This window comes from Myroides sp. C1519, from assembly GCF_038039755.1.
GTDB lineage: Bacteria > Bacteroidota > Bacteroidia > Flavobacteriales > Flavobacteriaceae > Flavobacterium > Flavobacterium phaeum_A.
On the sequence record NZ_JBBPHM010000001.1, the window covers coordinates 232,405 to 249,452 of the forward strand.

Consider the following 17,048-nt stretch of genomic DNA (forward strand, 5'->3'; position numbering starts at 1 on the left):
TTTAAATCAAATCTTTAATATTATTCTTAACAATTCGAAATTTACCACTCTTTTCTACTGGAATTTCATCAACATACGAAATATTTAAATTCATTTTCACACCTATTCTATCCCTCCAATTCTGAATAAATTTTTTTTCTATTTCTTTGGTATAAATTTTTGAATCTATTTCCATTAATACACCAATGCTATTTAATTCATCTTGGATTACTTGAAATTTTATTATTCCCTTTGTATCCTTTAATGTATTAGAAACATTTCCCAAATTTATTTTTCCATTTTCAGGTGAAAATACAAAATCATCAATCCTTCCTAATATTTCTTTAACCAAAGGATTATTATTTCCACAATTACAAATTTTATTCTCTTTTTCTAAAACTATAGAATCTCCAATATCATATCGAATTAAAGGCGTTCCTTCCGTTGTAAAAGAAGTAAAAACTAACCTTCCTGATTCACATCTCTCATCTAATTTGTTTAAGACTTCGAAAACACCACTTTGCAATTCTAAATGTAAATTTCCTTCACTACATTCAAATATAAATGGAGCCCCCTCAGATGAAGCGTATTGATTATACATTTTACATTTAAAAAATTCTTCAATTATAACTCTCATCTCTACAGTAATTGTTTCTGCAGTAGGAAAAATAGCTTTTAAACTATTTAGAGGATAGATATACCCATTTTTTAACCCATATTTTGCAATTTCTAATATAGTTGATGGAAAACCTACAAAATATTCAGGTTGATATTTTATTAAATCTTCTATGTAATATTTCATATACTCCTCTTTTATATGAAAAGTAGAATAATAACGTACCTTATAAAGGTAATCTGATTTCCAGAATCTATTTTTTTTTAAATCACATTTTGTTAATAAATCTTTACCTGAAAACCAAGCTGTTTTCTTTCCTAATTTATATCCAAATCTATTTCTAAAATCATCTAACATTGCAAATCTTTCTTGCATATTAGATTTAGTAAAAATTACTTCTAATGACTTCCCTGTTGTCCCTCCCGTTTTTGAAATTATTCCCTGAGATTTGCTAATGGTATAAACATTATTAATATTCGACCTTAAATCCTCTTTTCTAACGATTGGTAACCCCTTTATATCTTCTATTTTACAAGCATCATATTCTTTATAGAAACTTGATTTTTCAATACTTTTTTTTATAAAAAAATCAAATCGTTTCGATTGTATATCTAATAAGTCATTTAAACTTAATCCCCTATTTTCATTAAACACTTTTAAGTACTTATAATAATCCTTCCCATATCTATTACGATAAGCTAATAAATTAAACAAGGAAATTAAAATACACTGAGCAAAGTTTGGTAATAATTTATATATTTTTTCTTTCATCCTTTTTATAAAATTACAGACGCATAAAACGACTCTAAAAATCTAACATTTTCATCAACATCATAATGAGCTTCTTTTATTTTATACTGCCAATTATCACGACTTAATTTATTTGCCAAAAAACGACACATTATATCTGCCCAATCCTTAGCAGGAAGTTCTAAACTTACCCTTTGAACAAGTTGAGTAATCTCAACTTCGTTTGGCAAGCTATCTGTCATTATTACAGGTAATCCGCAACATTGTGCTTCTACGGCTACTATACCTAATCCTTCGAATAAAGAAGGAAATAAAAAAATATCCATAGCATTCAAATATTCATTAGCATTTGCTACTGCACCAGTAAAAATTACTTTATCTTTTAATCCAAGCTTCTTAACTTTTTCATTTATATCAGTCAATAATTCTCCATCCCCTAATAATAATAAACAACTATTAGGCTCCTTCTTATGAAACTCATAAAAGACATCTATCATAAACTTATGATTTTTTTGAAAATTGAACCGTGCAATATTACCAACTAAAATAGTTCCATCTTTTATAGCTAATTCTCTCCTAATTCCTTCACGAACTTCATTGTTATAAACAAAATTATCACTCTTAATAGCATTATTAAATACAATAAAATTATTTTCAATTCCAAACAACCATCTTCCCGCTTGGACTGAACATGCAAATCTATGAGTTGCAACTTTATTTATTTTCCTCTTTAAATAACTTTTAATTAAACCTTTTATTCCTGAACCAGATTTATCAATATGACTATGAGAGATTCGTATGAGCACATTAGATTTCATCGCTACATCTAAGACTAAACTACTATTTGCATTTAAATGTGAATGAATAATCTTATAGCTATATCTATTCAATATTAATGCTAATTCCTTTTTATATGAAGAATATTTAAAAGGATTTAAAGATTGTATAGGTATTATATTACCTCCTAATGCTTTAATCTCTTTATCAAAAAAACCTTCTTCCTTTCTATGTACTAAAAAATCAAATTGAACTTTACTTCTATCTATATTACGATACAATGTCATTAAAAAAGTCTCAATACCTCCTAAATTCATTATAGTAACTACATGTAAAATTCTGATAGCACTTGTTTCTTTCATGACACTACTTCTTTAAACCAATTATTATAATCAAAATTAACAAATGTATTTTTTGGAACATTGTGAATATCTCTAATTTTAATCAATCCTTTTGCTAATTCTTCAGGATCTTCCACTGGTACAACTACACCATTTACCCCCTCAATAATTACATTCGTAAAATCAACGCAATTAGTGACTAAACAGGGTTTTTGTAAAACTAAAGATTCTAAAACAACATTAGGAAACCCTTCCTTTCGTGAAGATAACACAAATGCATCAGCATTACTTATATATGAATAAGGATTTGATTGAAATCCAATTAATTTTACAAACTCCTGTAAATTCCTTTCCTTAATTAAATTTTCTAAATAGCTCTTATAATCTTCATTTTTCTCTCTATTATCACCCATTATCAAAACTTGGCTATCTAAAAATCCTTGTTTCACTACAATATCAACAGCCTTAATCAAAATATCAAAGCCTTTAACGTCTCCCAAACTTCCTGCTGCAATGTAAGTATAAAGACATCTGTTGAAATAATCTTTTTTCACCTTTTCTAAACTACTATTAATTACATGATTTACATCTACAATATTCCTAATAGCAATTATACTATCTGAACTTAGACCATAACAAGACATAATATCTTGCTTCATCTCTTCACTTTGACTAATAACGAAATCAGACAATTTAATAACTCTTTTAAAAAAGAAAGTATATACCTTACTTCTCCAATTAGATATTAATTTATTAGAAGGCAATGTATTTAATCTCACTATAGTTTTCCATTTTTTTCTATTTAAATATTTATAAACTAAAATAGGTAAACTTAAATGATCAAATGAAGTGAAAATTAAGTCAATTTCATTCTTACCAATAAAACCAAATATATCAGGAAGAGCTTCTCTTACATTATTTTTGTTCAAATAAATAACATTAACTCCATCTTGCAAGAGACAAAACATTTCATTCTCTTTCTCTGTCCCTTTACAAATAATTAAAATAATTTCGTATAATTCTAATGATAAGCAATTAATAATATTTGTTGTAACTCGTTCAACCCCTCCTCTTCTCAAAGAGGGAATAATAAAAACTATTTTAATTTTCATAGATAAAAAATATCTTTTAATGTATATGTAGTTTGTAATATCTTGTAAAGAAATAAATTCTCTATCGTAAAGTAAGGCTTAATATTATGCCTATATAAATAAACAGAAAAAATAAAATATAGAATAAAAGATAAATACAAAATTTTTCTTAATAAAATCAAACTATACATATGTTTTACATATGCACTAGTCGTACAAATATATATCAGGCTAATTACTAAAATTGGTTTAAAATTCATTACATATCTATCATAAACTAAAAAACCAAAAGGAATAGTAATAACAACTGGTAATAAAACCAATAACAAAACATTCAACAGCGTTTTTGGTAATAAAACATAATATTTAACCAAAAAAAACAACCCAATAGATATAGTAATAAAATAAGATAATAGTATTGACCAATTTGTATCTCTTACCTCATTTATATATATTATTGCTTTATTACTAAAACCGGGTAAAATAGGACTTATCAATGATAATAACCCTTGTACAGGAATCAAGGTGAACAAGACAAAAGTAACACATGACAATTTTATCATTAACTTCCTATTTTTCACTTTATAAATTAAAATAAAAACAGGTAAATATATTAAAACTCCAATATGTGTTAATAAAGATAAAACAAAAAAAAGTCCACCTTTCAACTTTGAATCTTTAAAATAAAAAAACAATATTGATAATAAGAAAAATGAACAGCCTAAGACATATCTAGTACCAGATAGATAATACAATATAGTAATTGAAAAAAAATAGAATATAAAACTAAAAAAATACACTCTATTGTTAACTATTTTTTTTCCTATTATATGATCAAACAAATAAAAAAATACAAAAAAATTAAAAGTTGATAAACAAAAAAGTAATAATTGAAATTTTGCAGATAATTTATTAAATATGAAAAAAAGTAAATAAAAAACATAATCTGTACGAGTCTCTAAGTATGAAAGAAAATCTTTCAATGAAAAATATTCCATTTCTTGATACCCCCTATAATACCTTGCAATATCAAGCGACCAATCAGGTAATAACAAATATGTTAATATCCCCATAAACATTGCAAGAATAAACAAAGCACCCCTTTTTCTAAAATAAACATCATGCAATATAAACGGTAAAGAAAATATTGGTGATATTAAAAAAATTAAAAAAGGAATTAAACTTCTTTTTCTAAAATTACTTTCTTTAATCATCTCATAAATCAATTAAATCTTCAATTATCCAATCTAATGGTGAAAAACTTCCTTCATTCCATTTTAAATTTCGATCCCAATATCCTTTACAATTTCCAGAACCAGATGTACCGAACCCATAACTCATTTCAACTATTCTAACCTTTTTTTCTTGATCGTAAATAAAATCAAAAGCAACCGTTTGCAATTCTAATTTTTCAGCAACTTCGAAAGCTAATTTAACAACTTCAGAATCGATTTCATTATAAATAAAGTTTTTGCTACCTGATGCCCTAAAATCTCCTTCACGAACCATACGTTTCATACCATATGCTCTCTTTCTTCCAATCACAATCAATCTAATATCACAATCATTTTCAGGTAAAAATTCTTGATAATATACATAACCTCTCTCTTTATGAATAAGTTTAACTGCATTATTTGGAAAAAACAAACGTCCTATTGCTTTAATTAAGTCGGAATTTGTTGCTCTTCCACTTTTATAAAGATTAAAAGTATCTTTGATTCTTGTAAAAGGATTAAAACTACTATGTCCTGATCCAAAACTCTTTGAGATTATCCTCTTATTTTCATTATAACTTTTTATAAGCCTCACATTTGCTGCTCCAGCCCCACCCCTTAATTTAAAAACTACAGGATAATGAATCTTTTTAGCCCATGCCAAAGCTTTATTTTTATCATAAAATACAAAACTTGGTACAAGGGGAGCATCAACTAATTCTAACAAATATTTTTGTCCTACCTTATCATCAAAATGCCATCCACTTTTAAAATCAGGATAAACCTTTTTTCCTGATTGTTCTATAGAAAAAAGTAATTGTTTAGCAAATAACAAATCACGATAATCATTCTGTTGATGATGCCACATTACAATATCACAATCTTTGATATTCTCAGCTATACTAGAACTATAACAATCGACAATTTTAAATTCTAATTTATTAACTTTACAATAACTAATCCAAGCATTTGAAAAAGTACTATTATTATCATGTATTGCTATTTTCATTTCTTATTAAATTTTAAATATTTTATATATAGTCCTCCTCCCATTAACCATCTACTTAAACTCAAATTAAAAGCAGCTCCAATTATACCAAAATAATACACTAAAGGAAATGCTAAAATAAAACCTATTATAGAAGCTCTTATTGTGTTTCGCATTACCAATTTATCTTGTCTTTCAACTAAAAAATAATTTAAACCAAAAATATTTGAAAACACATACCCGAATAATCCTATTAACAAAATGACCAAAATATAAACAGCTTTTTCATCAAAAACATTTAAATACCAAAACACTAATTTATGTAAACTTAAAACTATTATACACATTGTCAATGATACAATAATTATCATTTTTTTATATTTAGGAAAAAAAAATTTCTTTCTATTCAAAAAAGGGAAAAAAACTCTTGATAATATATCTACAACGGTTATTACTAAATTTACGACTATCAGTATGGCCTGATACAATCCAACCATAGATTTAGTTCCCATAACCCCCAGTAAGAACAAACTTGTATTATTGTAAAGTGTAGGTACAAATTGATTTACAAATAAAGGAAAATTACTTTTTATAGTTCTTTTTATAATTTTATGTGATAACCACACAAACTTCAATTTATACTTATAAATTAACATAAGTTGTCCTACTAAACCAGCACCTATTAAACCTAACGCTTGTAATAACGGATAAATCCAATAATCTTTTTCTGATCGAATAAAAACAAATATACAGAGCGTAAAGAAAATCTTTATACCTAAATTTAAATAGGTTATATATCGCATTTTTTCAATACCTTGAAAAAACCATTCAGGAAATAATGCATATCCAATAAGCATTATTGCACTAAAAAAATAAATTAATTTAAATTCATAAAAAGGAGGATATACTAAAACTATTATTGTTATCAATAGTAATGAAAACAACAAAAAAAGCCCCTTTACAATTAATACTTTACTATAAATTAAGTTCAGTTTAGTTTGACTATGCCTAAAGATTGCTACATCCCTAACAGCTGTAATTCTAAAACTAAAGTCGGTTAAAGATTGGAAATAGGCAATCAAAGAAGCAGCAAAAACAATTATACCATATTTTTCAAACCCAATAATACGTAGAACATAAGGTAGTGTAATTAATGGCAGAATCATCCCTATTAGCTGTAAAGCTGATAGGGAAATAAAGTTTTCTAAAAGTGCACGAGCATCCTTATTTTTAAACTTTTGTTTTATTTGTTGAAAAACACTCACTATAATCTACAATCAACCCCTTCGTTTAAAGCACCTTTCACATCATAAACCACAGCAACCTCTTTTTTCAAAGGCTCTAAGTCTAATGCCACTAATTCATTGTGAGATACTCCTAAAACAATAGCATCAAAACGCTGTGGTGCATCTGGTAATCTGTGATCTGCTACTTGTACTTTATTGTTCAAAATATCATCTAAAGTAGTATGACTCACTACACCATATTCGTGCATAACCTCTGCTGGGTTAGCCCAAGGATCATAAGTTGTAACTTTTACACCGTAATCTTCTAATGCAGCAATTACATCTACAATTTTTGTATTACGTACGTCTGGACAGTTTTCTTTAAATGTTACTCCTAACATTAATACTTCTGCTTTGCTAACATTGATTCCTTTTTTAATCATTGTTTTCACTACTTGAGAAGCTACATACTCGCCCATTGAGTCGTTTAAACGACGTCCTGCTAAGATGATTTCTGGGTGATACCCTTTTTCCATCGCTTTTTGAGCTAAGTAGTATGGATCAACTCCAATACAGTGTCCTCCTACTAATCCTGGTTTGAATGGTAAGAAGTTCCACTTAGTACCTGCTGCTTCTAATACAGCGTGTGTATCTATATCTAATAGATTAAATATTTTTGCCAATTCGTTTACAAAAGCAATATTGATATCACGTTGCGAGTTCTCAATTACTTTTGCCGCTTCTGCTACCTTAATTGTTGGTGCTAAATGCGTTCCGGCTGTAATAACAGCTTTGTAAATATCATTTACTACTACCCCAATCTCTGGTGTAGATCCTGATGTTACTTTTAATATTTTTTCTACCGTATGTTGCTTATCTCCTGGATTGATACGCTCTGGCGAGTATCCTCCATAAAAATCTTCATTGAATTTCAATCCTGAAACTCTTTCTAATACGGGCACACATTCTTCTTCTGTTACTCCAGGATATACTGTTGATTCGTAAATTACGATATCTCCTTTTTTCAACACTTTACCTACTGTTTCAGACGCTTTGTATAAAGGTGTTAAGTCAGGGCGATTGTGTTTATCTACTGGTGTAGGTACTGTTACAATATATACATTACAATCTGCAATATCTCCTAAGTCATAACTACAAAATAAACCATTAGTAACTTCTCCAATTGTTGGGTTAGTTTCTACTAAAGCAGCTTTTAAAACATCATCAGCTACTTCTAACGTACTGTCTTTTCCTTCTCTTAGTTCAGCAATACGTCCTTTATTGATGTCAAATCCTACTGTAGGAAATTTTGTACCAAATAATCTGGCTAATGGTAATCCTACATATCCTAATCCTATTACAGCTATTTTATGTTGTGTGCTCATATGGCTATTGTATATTTTGTTGATGTTCTATTTTTATTTTTTATTTAATCTCTTCAGTTCGCTTAATCAGTTAATCCCTAAGGTTATCCCAATACCACTTAACAGCTTCTCTTAATCCTTCTTTAATTACGTGCGTTGGCTCATATCCTAATAAAGTTCTTGCTTTATCTACAGAAGCCAATGAGTGAGGAATATCTCCTACTCTATTAGGTCCGTGTTTTACCTCTACGTTTGTAATTTCTGCATCGTATTCAGCTAAAAACTCTTTCAAATATCCTATTAATTGGTTTAAGGTAGTTCTATCTCCTACTGCTGTGTTATACACAGTATTAACAGCTTGTGGATTGGTAGTAAGCATTGCACGTTCATTCATCTGAATTACGTTGTCAATGTAAGTGAAGTCACGAGAATAATCTCCTGTTCCGTTGATTACTGGACTCTCGTGTTTCATAAATTGTTTTACGAATAATGGAATAACTGCTGCGTATGCTCCATTTGGATCTTGGCGACGCCCGAATACGTTAAAGTAACGCAATCCTATTGTTTCAATTCCATAAGTTCTTGCAAATACGTCTGCATATAATTCGTTTACATATTTTGTAACAGCATAAGGAGAAAGAGGTTTTCCAATAATATCTTCTACTTTTGGTAAGTTTTCTGAATCTCCATAAGTTGATGAACTTGCTGCATATACAAAACGCTTAATCTTAGCGTCTCTTGCTGCTACTAACATATTTAAGAATCCTGATACATTCACATCGTTACTTGTGATTGGATCTTTTACAGAACGAGGTACTGATCCTAAAGCTGCTTGGTGCAACACATAATCCATTCCCTCTACTGCTTTTTGACAAGCCTCTAAATCACGGATATCCCCTTCGTGCAACTCATAATTTTCATTGCTCATAAAAGGTTCGATATTATGTTTATGCCCCGTTGCAAAGTTGTCTAAACAACGTACAAAATATCCTTTATTCAAAAAGTACTCCGTTAAATTGGAACCTATGAATCCAGCTCCACCTGTAATTAAAATCTTAGTCATTTTCTTTTTTTTATATAACGTATTTCCGTGATAAATAGTCTAACAAATGTTAGCAGATTGCCAATTATAGGCATCGTTCACATCTTGTCAAGCTACAAATGTACACTTTTTAAAAACTTTTTCTCAATTAAAAACACCCTTTTTCAGTGAAGTAGTACTTTTCTTGAGGGAGTATATTTAAGACAAGGAATCCCTTGAAAAGACACATAATTCAACACCTTTAAACACCTTTTAACAGGTTTAAAATGTTTATTTTTTGTTTTTAAGCTTATTAAAGTGTTTTACTATATTTTTTAAGATAAATATTAAGTAAACGTAAAGTGATAATCGGGAATGGGAAATGGGGAACCGAAAACCGTGATGCGGGAACCGGAAACAAAAAAGAAGGTTCACCACATACGGTGAACCTTCTCAATTAAACAATCAAATTACTATGGGCTATCGACTACACAATACCTACGTACATACTTGTACTACACTGATCGCCTTTTGTAACAACAAGCCATACTTCATTTTCATTTGCTTTCCACTCCTCTGCTAAAACAACTGTCATAGTACCCTCATCGCGACTTGCAGAGATCTGGTTTGGTAAAAACATCTTTTGAACTTTGTTATAAACAATAGCGGTAACTCTGTCGTCTCCTTTGCTTAGGTTATTACTAACGCCGCTTGTCCACTCAATCGTAAGGTTACGGTTTTCAAATTCGTAGTTGCTTACACGAACATTGTCTAATACTCCTTTTGTAATTACTACTTTAGAATAGTTGATCTCAAATTCTCCGCCTTGTGATTCTTCAATCGTTTCTAACAAGTGATACGACATCGCTAAGTTGGTTCTCGATTTAACGCCTTGGTATTGTCCAAAGTACTTGCTTGTTAGGGCAAATAACGGGCTCAAAAAGTTGGCTACTAATTTGAACTTGGTACGCTGAACTAATTGTTTGGCACTTGGTGCTTTTCTGCTTTTTCGAGGTACTGATCTCAAAATGTTTTTACCTCTCCAGTTTGCTCCTACAACTGTTCCTACTTTTCCTCTTACAGGTCCTAAAATTCCTTTTTCTGATTCTGCCATGATAATGGTTTTTTAAAATTTAATTAATAAAAATTTGCGTCCTTATCCAGTAGCTACTATTTGATTCTGAACCCATTGCAAACCTACGGCGACTTTTTAAAACTTTTTTATAGCCCTTCCGCGTTTGTCCTTTTTCTTCCGTTCCTTTCCCTTTTCTTCCGTTCTTTTCCTTTTTTTTCCGTTCTCGTCTCGACTTTATATTGCATTGCTTTTTGTGGGGCACACAAATTGTGTTTAACGTAACTGATAGGTAACATTCTTCGCTAAAATTCAAGAATTAATCGGGAAGCCTGCCCCTTTTCCAAACGACTTGCGAACAAGTCTAAATTCATATAGGTGTAAAATTCAACATAGGTGATGATGCTTTGGGGGCAATCTTATCTTTTTTATATAGACACATCCCTATCAAAACAAATTTATTCAATGTAAATTAGAGCAGAATATCCCTATAACAACCGACTAAATTTCCCTTCATTATTTCCATATAGACCTTAGCTCTGGTATTTCCATTAGGCAAAGTTTTTTAGCTTTTTAGCTTTTGCAAGTTCAAGTCCTATGGATTACCGCAATAAATCTTCCTCACTCTATGAGCGTATTTATTTTGTGAAACTTGCTCATAGCTAAAAACCAAAACTCTATAGCCATGAAATTAACCAGACCCTAAGGTCATAATACTATTTATCATGGAAAATTTAATGCACTCAAAAGTTTATGTTGGTACTTATGCTAAGTATAACAATGGTTCAATTAAAGGACAATGGATAGAGCTTAATAACTTTAGTTCTATTGAGGAGTTTTATGAGTTCTGCTCGGAACTGCATGCTGATGAAACAGATCCTGAATTTATGTTTCAAGATTGGGAAAACATTCCTTCTGAATTAATCTCTGAAAATAGTCTTTCAGAAAATATCTTTTCAATCATTGAAAAAGTATCAGATTTAGATTATAAAACCTTAGAAGCTTTTTCAGCTTGGATAAGCATTAGTAATCCAAATATTGAATCTGATGATATAGACTCATTATTTGAATCATTTGAAGATGACTATCAAGGATATTACAATAGTGAAGAAGATTTCGCTTATCAAATCATTGATGAATGCTATGATTTATCTGATTTTGCAAAATCATATTTTGATTATGAGAGCTTTGCTAAAGATCTTTTCATTGGTGATTATACCAATGAAAATGGTCATATATTTAGAAATAGCTAATAATTCTTTGATTAGTATATACCAAAAGAAGTTATCTAAATTAGATAACTTCTTTTGGTATATTTAGTTTTAATTACTTACTTTTAAACTCAAATCCAGTAGTACAATCTTCTTTAAGGTTAATATAAGCCTCAAATTTCTTTCCTGATTTACTTATCAATCCTTTTAGCAGTTTGGTTTTCCCCTGTTCAAGTAAATCTGTGATATCATCAATGGAGAGCTTAACGCCACAAATCTCTCTAAACAACACCCAATTACAATCAGTATCTAAACATTTAACGACCTTTTCTCTTTGTTACAATGTAGTTCCGCCCAAGCAACTACAAATTTCATAACCTGATGTGAGATAGTTGGTTTGTTTCAAAGAATAGAGATAAGCAAACAAGAAAGTAAGTACTCTCATAGAGAAGCCCTTTCATATGTTCGGACAAATAATCAAAACATGTCATAATACGCTCCATTCATAAAAGGAATTCTGTACGATTTATATTCATAATTTTAGATTTTAACAGATTGATTAAATTTGTTAAATCTAACATCACAAAAAAACTTGATAGAATCAATCTGCCAAGTTTTACCAATAGAAGGTAATAATAAAGACAAGAAATCTTATTTCAATGAGTTTTAATTAGAAAGAACTATACAAACTCTAGAATTCTCAAAATTCCACACCTGTAGCAGAGACATATATTCCAATAGTCCAAAATGTATTAACTAAATTATTAATCGTATTTAAACTATATGTTTCAAAAGCATGTTTTTTTATTTAAGAGGCACAAATATTTTCACTACTATTAGAATTAAAATAACTACTGGAACAATGTTGCTACTTTCTCTCAGATATGACATTTTTAGTGCACCATATATCTTAAAATTTAATATCTAATAATTCTTTAGGTGGTTTATTTAACCCCTTTGCTAAATCTATCAAAGTTGTCAAAGAACAATTTCTTTTTCCATTTTCTATATCACTAACTGTTCCTTTAGTAATCTTATAGCCATTAAGAACAACATCATCTTGACTTAGACCTACACTTTCTCTTAATTCCTTTACATGCTCACCAAATTTTTTTAAAATTAGTTCTTTTTCCATATTAATTACTGCTGTTTCTACAAATTGCGTAATTAATTACGTTATAAATGTTACAAGTTCTTGTAACATAACTATTTTTTTGTATATTTGTTTTTATATAAACCTTTTTTATTTGGTTTAAGTTTTAATGACACATTTTTTATTATATAAGCTAAAGCTTATTTATTTCTCTTATCGAAAACTGGCACTTTTCATTTTAGCAACGAGAAAATAAGTATCTTAGCCCATGACCTAGGCATGGGCTCACTTATTCGTTGCACGGTATGCCAGTACCTCGATTTGGATATTGTGAGTACCCATGCCAACTTATTTTATATAGGATTGTCATTTACTTCTCACTTTATCGAAATACTTAAGTTTCGCTTTATATTAAACATACTACATACCTCTTATTCATACCGTCTCCCAATTAGGTATATAGAGGTTTTAAAACAAAGGTGGATTTGTTTAGTGTTCATTGTTTGAATGAATGCTTTCAATACCTTATCTATCCTTAATGGACTTATCGAATGTTCTATTCGAGATTTTTTCAATTATTACATTTTATTATTTATCAAAAAACAATTAGTAACTAAACCCACATTTTAGCCTATGAATAAATTTTAGTTTAACTAAATCTTATCGCTGTAGATTGATTTGACATTAACTCTTTAATGTTAGATGGCTACCCTATTATCTATTTAGTTAGAGTTATAACACATTTTACGCTATGTCTAAAAACAGTTTTTAGATGCGTACAGGACATTTATTGCCTTATAATTCATACAAGTTAAATTATTCATCCATTCAATTATAAGGCAAGGTTTTTTAGTTAGTTATAAAAATGCTATGAAAAGTTTTTCACTGAACTATTTATTAATCAATTTTTAAAACATTTTAATTATGGAGAAAAAAAGCTTGCTAAAAAGCTATACTTAAGTTATTTAATACAGGTATAGTACTTAGTAGGCACTTTAAAAAACAACAAAAAGTATTGCTTAAAGGGAGTTTTAAGTAATGCTAACAGTCCATGACTATCCCTTTGCTCTAGTTTGCATTTTGGGAGACGTGCTTTAGAGCTTGGGGATAGTTTTTATAAAATAATATGAATACCTATTAACTAACCTTTTGATATAAGCTTATTAAGTACTACGGCAATAAGAATCTTAATGATTTAAAAGCATATATCAAAATCAACTATAAACATTATGAAAACTCTATTTACAACCATTGCTGGTTATGGGATAGTTCTGCTTTTAAGTAGCTTTACTATTTACCCTATTTATGCCGTATCAAATGATAAGAACTTGTTTTTAAATGTGTCTAATACATTACAAGATACAAAACAAAAAACAACTATAAAACTCTCAGGAACAGTAAAGGATTCCTTTGGTGCTCTTGGAGGTGTTATAGTGACAGTTGGGACTACAGTAGTTACAACAGATTTAAATGGAAAATATACCATAGATATTTCTTCTGGTGACAAGATAACCTTTTCAATGATGGGTTATAAAGATCAGTCTATTGTCTACACTAAGGGTAATGTTCTTAATATTACCCTTAGTGAAGATAGTAGCACACTTGATGAGATTGTAGTTAATGCAGGGTATTACAGCGTTAAGGATCGTGAGCGCACGGGAAGTATTGCTCGTGTGACTGCTAAAGATATTGAATTTCAGCCAGTAACTAATCCTTTACAAGCTATACAAGGAAGAATGGCAGGAGTTAGTATAACGCAAAACTCAGGAGTTCCCGGAGGAGGATTTGATATACAAATACGTGGTAGAAATAGTTTGCGTACTGCAACAAATAGTCTTTACGATGGTAACTTACCCCTTTACATTGTAGATGGCGTACCACTATTATCAGATAATATGGGATCAAGTAACTTATCAGCCTCTATTATTCCTTATTCAAATATCAATCCTTTAAACTCTATAGCTCCAGATGATATAGAAAGTATAGAGATTTTAAAAGACGCTGATGCTACTGCTATATATGGCTCAAAAGGAGCTAATGGGGTTATTTTAATTACAACTAAGAAGGGTAATAAAGACAAAACTTCTTTAACAATGTCTTCTTCTACTTCATTTAGCAAAGTAGCAAGTAAAATGAAGTTACTAAACACCGAGCAGTTCATCAAACTAAGAGAACAAGCTTATGTAAATGACAAAGTAACACAATATCCTACAATTGCTTATGACCTTAATGGAACATGGGATAAGAATAGGTATACAGATTGGCAGAAAGAACTTATTGGAAATACAGCATTGACTAATAATATTCAGTTAGGAATATCTGGTGGGTCTCAGTTGTCTTCTTTCCTAATTACAGCTAATCATAATAAACAAACAACTGTTTTTCCTACCAATGATGGATATACTAGAAATACTTTTCTTGCCTCTTATAATTACAAGAGTAAAGACAACCGATTAGATGTAAATGTATCCACAAATTATGCTATTCAAAAAAATAATCTTTTGCAAAAAGATCTAACACAAGCAGCTTTATCTCTTGCTCCTAACTCACCTGAGTTATATGATCAAGATGGTAAAACTAATTGGCAAAATGGAACCTTTGTTAATCCTCTTGCACAAAAAGATGCAACATATAATTATAATACTAAAAATCTAATTTTAAACAACAATATTAGTTACAATATCTTCTCAAATACATACATAAAGTTAAACACAGGGATAACCTCAACAAACTTTGATGAGACTACCCTAACACCCCATACAATATATAATCCTGCATTGGGGTATACAAGTGAGAAATCCTCTGCTCAAAAAGCAACTAATAACTCATTTTCATATGTAATAGAACCACAATTGTCATGGTTAAAAACATTTCAAAAACATCGGATAAACATACTAGTGGGTAGTACATTTCAATCAACTAAAAGAAATAGTTTATCTATTAATGCAAGTAATTTTACTTCCAATGCTCTAATATCAAATATAAACGCAGCGAAAGTTAAAAATATCCAACAAACCAATGATTATCAATATAAGTATGTTGCTGTATTTGGTAGATTAAATTATAACTATGACAATAAATATATCTTAAACCTAACAGCAAGAAGAGATGGTTCTTCTCGTTTTGGGGAAAATAATAAATTCGGCAACTTTGGAGCAATTGGTGCTGCTTGGTTATTTTCAAATGAGTCAATACTAAAAGATATCTCATGGTTAAATTTGGGAAAACTACGTGCGAGTTATGGAAGTAGTGGTAGTGATAATATTGGGGATTATCAATATTTAGACACATACTCTCTTACCAATACATCATATGATGGAATTGTTGGGCTTTTCCCTTCTAGATTACATAATCCTAATTTTAGTTGGGAAAAAACAGTTAAACTAGAAACTGCTTTAGAATTAACGCTTTTAAATAATAGAATTAACTCAACTATTGCGTGGTATAAAAATAGATCTTCAAATCAATTAGTTGGTATACCATTAGCAGCTACAACTGGCTTTTATACCATACAAGACAATCTACCAGCTACAATTAAAAATACAGGATGGGAACTAACATTAAATACCATTAATATTGACCAGTTTGATTGGAAATGGACCACTAATTTTAATATTTCATTTCCCAAAAATAAACTTGTCTCTTTCCCTGGTCTTGAAAACTCTGCCTACGCAAATCAATATATAGTTGGTAAACCTACTAATATTAAAAAAACATATTACTATGAAGGTATAGACTCTCAAACTGGTTTATACAAGTTTACTGATTACAATAAAGATGGAAAAATAACCGCAAGTGAAGACAAACAATATGTAGTAGAACAAGGAACAACTTATTTTGGAGGGTTACAAAACACGTTAACTTATAAAAATTTCAGTTTAGACTTTTTATTTCAATTTGTAAAACAACGAGGTTATAATTATTTGAATTCTTATTCAACTATTGGTTTCTTAAAGAATCTTCCTATTGAGCTATTAGACTTATGGAGTCCTGAAAATCCAAATGCTCAATACACTTATCCTACAGCAGGAGGTAACAAAGAATTGAATTCACTTTCAACTTATATCGGACAAAGTGATAGAGCTATAAGTGATGCCTCATATATAAGATTAAAGAATGTTTCTTTCTCTTATAGCCTTAAACTTCCTAAAGCTAAGATAGAATCACTTGTTATATATATTCAAGGACAGAATCTATGGACTTATACTAACTACTTTGGCCTTGATCCTGAGTCTTTGCAAAATAGATTACCTCCTTTAAAAACCTATGCCTTTGGTATGCAACTAACTTTTTAATTCTAAGAAC

At 29.7% G+C, this 17,048-nt stretch carries 13 protein-coding genes; 2 read left to right on the forward strand and 11 right to left on the reverse strand.

Translation table 11 applies throughout. The features are described from left to right. Nucleotide 1 precedes the first annotated feature (1 nt). The 9 genes from AABL81_RS01020 to AABL81_RS01060 form a co-directional block, all read right to left on the reverse strand. Nucleotides 2-1,366, reverse strand: coding sequence for a phenylacetate--CoA ligase family protein (locus AABL81_RS01020; RefSeq protein WP_341340138.1), 1,365 nt, complete (start codon nt 1,364-1,366; stop codon nt 2-4). A gap of 5 nt (nt 1,367-1,371) precedes the next feature. After that, the gene (locus AABL81_RS01025; protein WP_341340139.1) at nt 1,372-2,484 is read right to left on the reverse strand and encodes a glycosyltransferase family 1 protein; all 1,113 of its coding nucleotides are present in this window, start codon (nt 2,482-2,484) and stop codon (nt 1,372-1,374) included. Next, the gene (locus tag AABL81_RS01030) at nt 2,481-3,575 is read right to left on the reverse strand and encodes a glycosyltransferase (protein WP_341340140.1); all 1,095 of its coding nucleotides are present in this window, start codon (nt 3,573-3,575) and stop codon (nt 2,481-2,483) included. Before AABL81_RS01030 ends, AABL81_RS01025 begins: the two co-directional genes overlap by 4 nt. Then, a complete protein-coding gene (locus tag AABL81_RS01035; RefSeq protein WP_341340141.1) occupies nt 3,572-4,768 on the reverse strand; it encodes an EpsG family protein in 1,197 nt (398 codons plus the stop codon). Before AABL81_RS01035 ends, AABL81_RS01030 begins: the two co-directional genes overlap by 4 nt. A 1-nt stretch (nt 4,769) precedes the next feature. Next, nucleotides 4,770-5,777, reverse strand: coding sequence for an ATP-grasp domain-containing protein (locus AABL81_RS01040; protein ID WP_341340142.1), 1,008 nt, complete (start codon nt 5,775-5,777; stop codon nt 4,770-4,772). After that, on the reverse strand, nt 5,774-7,021 hold the full coding sequence (locus AABL81_RS01045; RefSeq protein ID WP_341340143.1) for an oligosaccharide flippase family protein: 1,248 nt from the start codon (nt 7,019-7,021) through the stop codon (nt 5,774-5,776). The genes AABL81_RS01040 and AABL81_RS01045 overlap by 4 nt, the downstream gene beginning before the upstream one ends. After that, nucleotides 7,021-8,367 (reverse strand): nucleotide sugar dehydrogenase, encoded by a 1,347-nt coding sequence (locus tag AABL81_RS01050; protein ID WP_341340144.1) that lies wholly within the window; start codon nt 8,365-8,367, stop codon nt 7,021-7,023. The genes AABL81_RS01045 and AABL81_RS01050 overlap by 1 nt, the downstream gene beginning before the upstream one ends. A 70-nt stretch (nt 8,368-8,437) precedes the next feature. Next, a complete protein-coding gene (locus AABL81_RS01055) occupies nt 8,438-9,409 on the reverse strand; it encodes an SDR family oxidoreductase (protein ID WP_341340145.1) in 972 nt (323 codons plus the stop codon). A 445-nt stretch (nt 9,410-9,854) separates the two neighbouring features. Further along, nucleotides 9,855-10,481 (reverse strand): DUF6266 family protein, encoded by a 627-nt coding sequence (locus AABL81_RS01060; protein WP_341340146.1) that lies wholly within the window; start codon nt 10,479-10,481, stop codon nt 9,855-9,857. A gap of 683 nt (nt 10,482-11,164) precedes the next feature. On the opposite strand from AABL81_RS01060, the gene AABL81_RS01065 reads away from it, so the two are divergent. Then, nucleotides 11,165-11,692 (forward strand): antirestriction protein ArdA, encoded by a 528-nt coding sequence (locus tag AABL81_RS01065; RefSeq protein ID WP_158210635.1) that lies wholly within the window; start codon nt 11,165-11,167, stop codon nt 11,690-11,692. 73 nt (nt 11,693-11,765) lie between these two features. On the opposite strand, the gene AABL81_RS01070 is transcribed toward AABL81_RS01065, so the two are convergent. Beyond that, nucleotides 11,766-11,942: a topoisomerase C-terminal repeat-containing protein gene (locus AABL81_RS01070; RefSeq protein WP_341340147.1), complete on the reverse strand. Its 177-nt coding sequence runs from the start codon at nt 11,940-11,942 to the stop codon at nt 11,766-11,768. Between the two features lie 618 nt (nt 11,943-12,560). Then, nucleotides 12,561-12,785 (reverse strand): helix-turn-helix domain-containing protein, encoded by a 225-nt coding sequence (locus tag AABL81_RS01075; protein ID WP_233269263.1) that lies wholly within the window; start codon nt 12,783-12,785, stop codon nt 12,561-12,563. 1,187 nt (nt 12,786-13,972) lie between these two features. On the opposite strand from AABL81_RS01075, the gene AABL81_RS01080 reads away from it, so the two are divergent. Beyond that, entirely contained in the window at nt 13,973-17,038 is a 3,066-nt protein-coding gene (locus AABL81_RS01080; protein ID WP_341340148.1) for a SusC/RagA family TonB-linked outer membrane protein, read from the forward strand. The last annotated feature ends 10 nt before the right edge of the window (nt 17,039-17,048 follow it).

Coding starts and splice junctions, on each gene's coding strand:
- AABL81_RS01020 (WP_341340138.1), bottom strand. CDS start 1,366: ATGAAAGAAAAAATATATAAATTATTACCAAACTTTGCTCAGTGTATT.
- AABL81_RS01025 (WP_341340139.1), bottom strand. CDS start 2,484: ATGAAAGAAACAAGTGCTATCAGAATTTTACATGTAGTTACTATAATG.
- AABL81_RS01030 (WP_341340140.1), bottom strand. CDS start 3,575: ATGAAAATTAAAATAGTTTTTATTATTCCCTCTTTGAGAAGAGGAGGG.
- AABL81_RS01035 (WP_341340141.1), bottom strand. CDS start 4,768: ATGATTAAAGAAAGTAATTTTAGAAAAAGAAGTTTAATTCCTTTTTTA.
- AABL81_RS01040 (WP_341340142.1), bottom strand. CDS start 5,777: ATGAAAATAGCAATACATGATAATAATAGTACTTTTTCAAATGCTTGG.
- AABL81_RS01050 (WP_341340144.1), bottom strand. CDS start 8,367: ATGAGCACACAACATAAAATAGCTGTAATAGGATTAGGATATGTAGGA.
- AABL81_RS01055 (WP_341340145.1), bottom strand. CDS start 9,409: ATGACTAAGATTTTAATTACAGGTGGAGCTGGATTCATAGGTTCCAAT.
- AABL81_RS01060 (WP_341340146.1), bottom strand. CDS start 10,481: ATGGCAGAATCAGAAAAAGGAATTTTAGGACCTGTAAGAGGAAAAGTA.
- AABL81_RS01065 (WP_158210635.1), top strand. CDS start 11,165: ATGGAAAATTTAATGCACTCAAAAGTTTATGTTGGTACTTATGCTAAG.
- AABL81_RS01075 (WP_233269263.1), bottom strand. CDS start 12,785: ATGGAAAAAGAACTAATTTTAAAAAAATTTGGTGAGCATGTAAAGGAA.
- AABL81_RS01080 (WP_341340148.1), top strand. CDS start 13,973: ATGAAAACTCTATTTACAACCATTGCTGGTTATGGGATAGTTCTGCTT.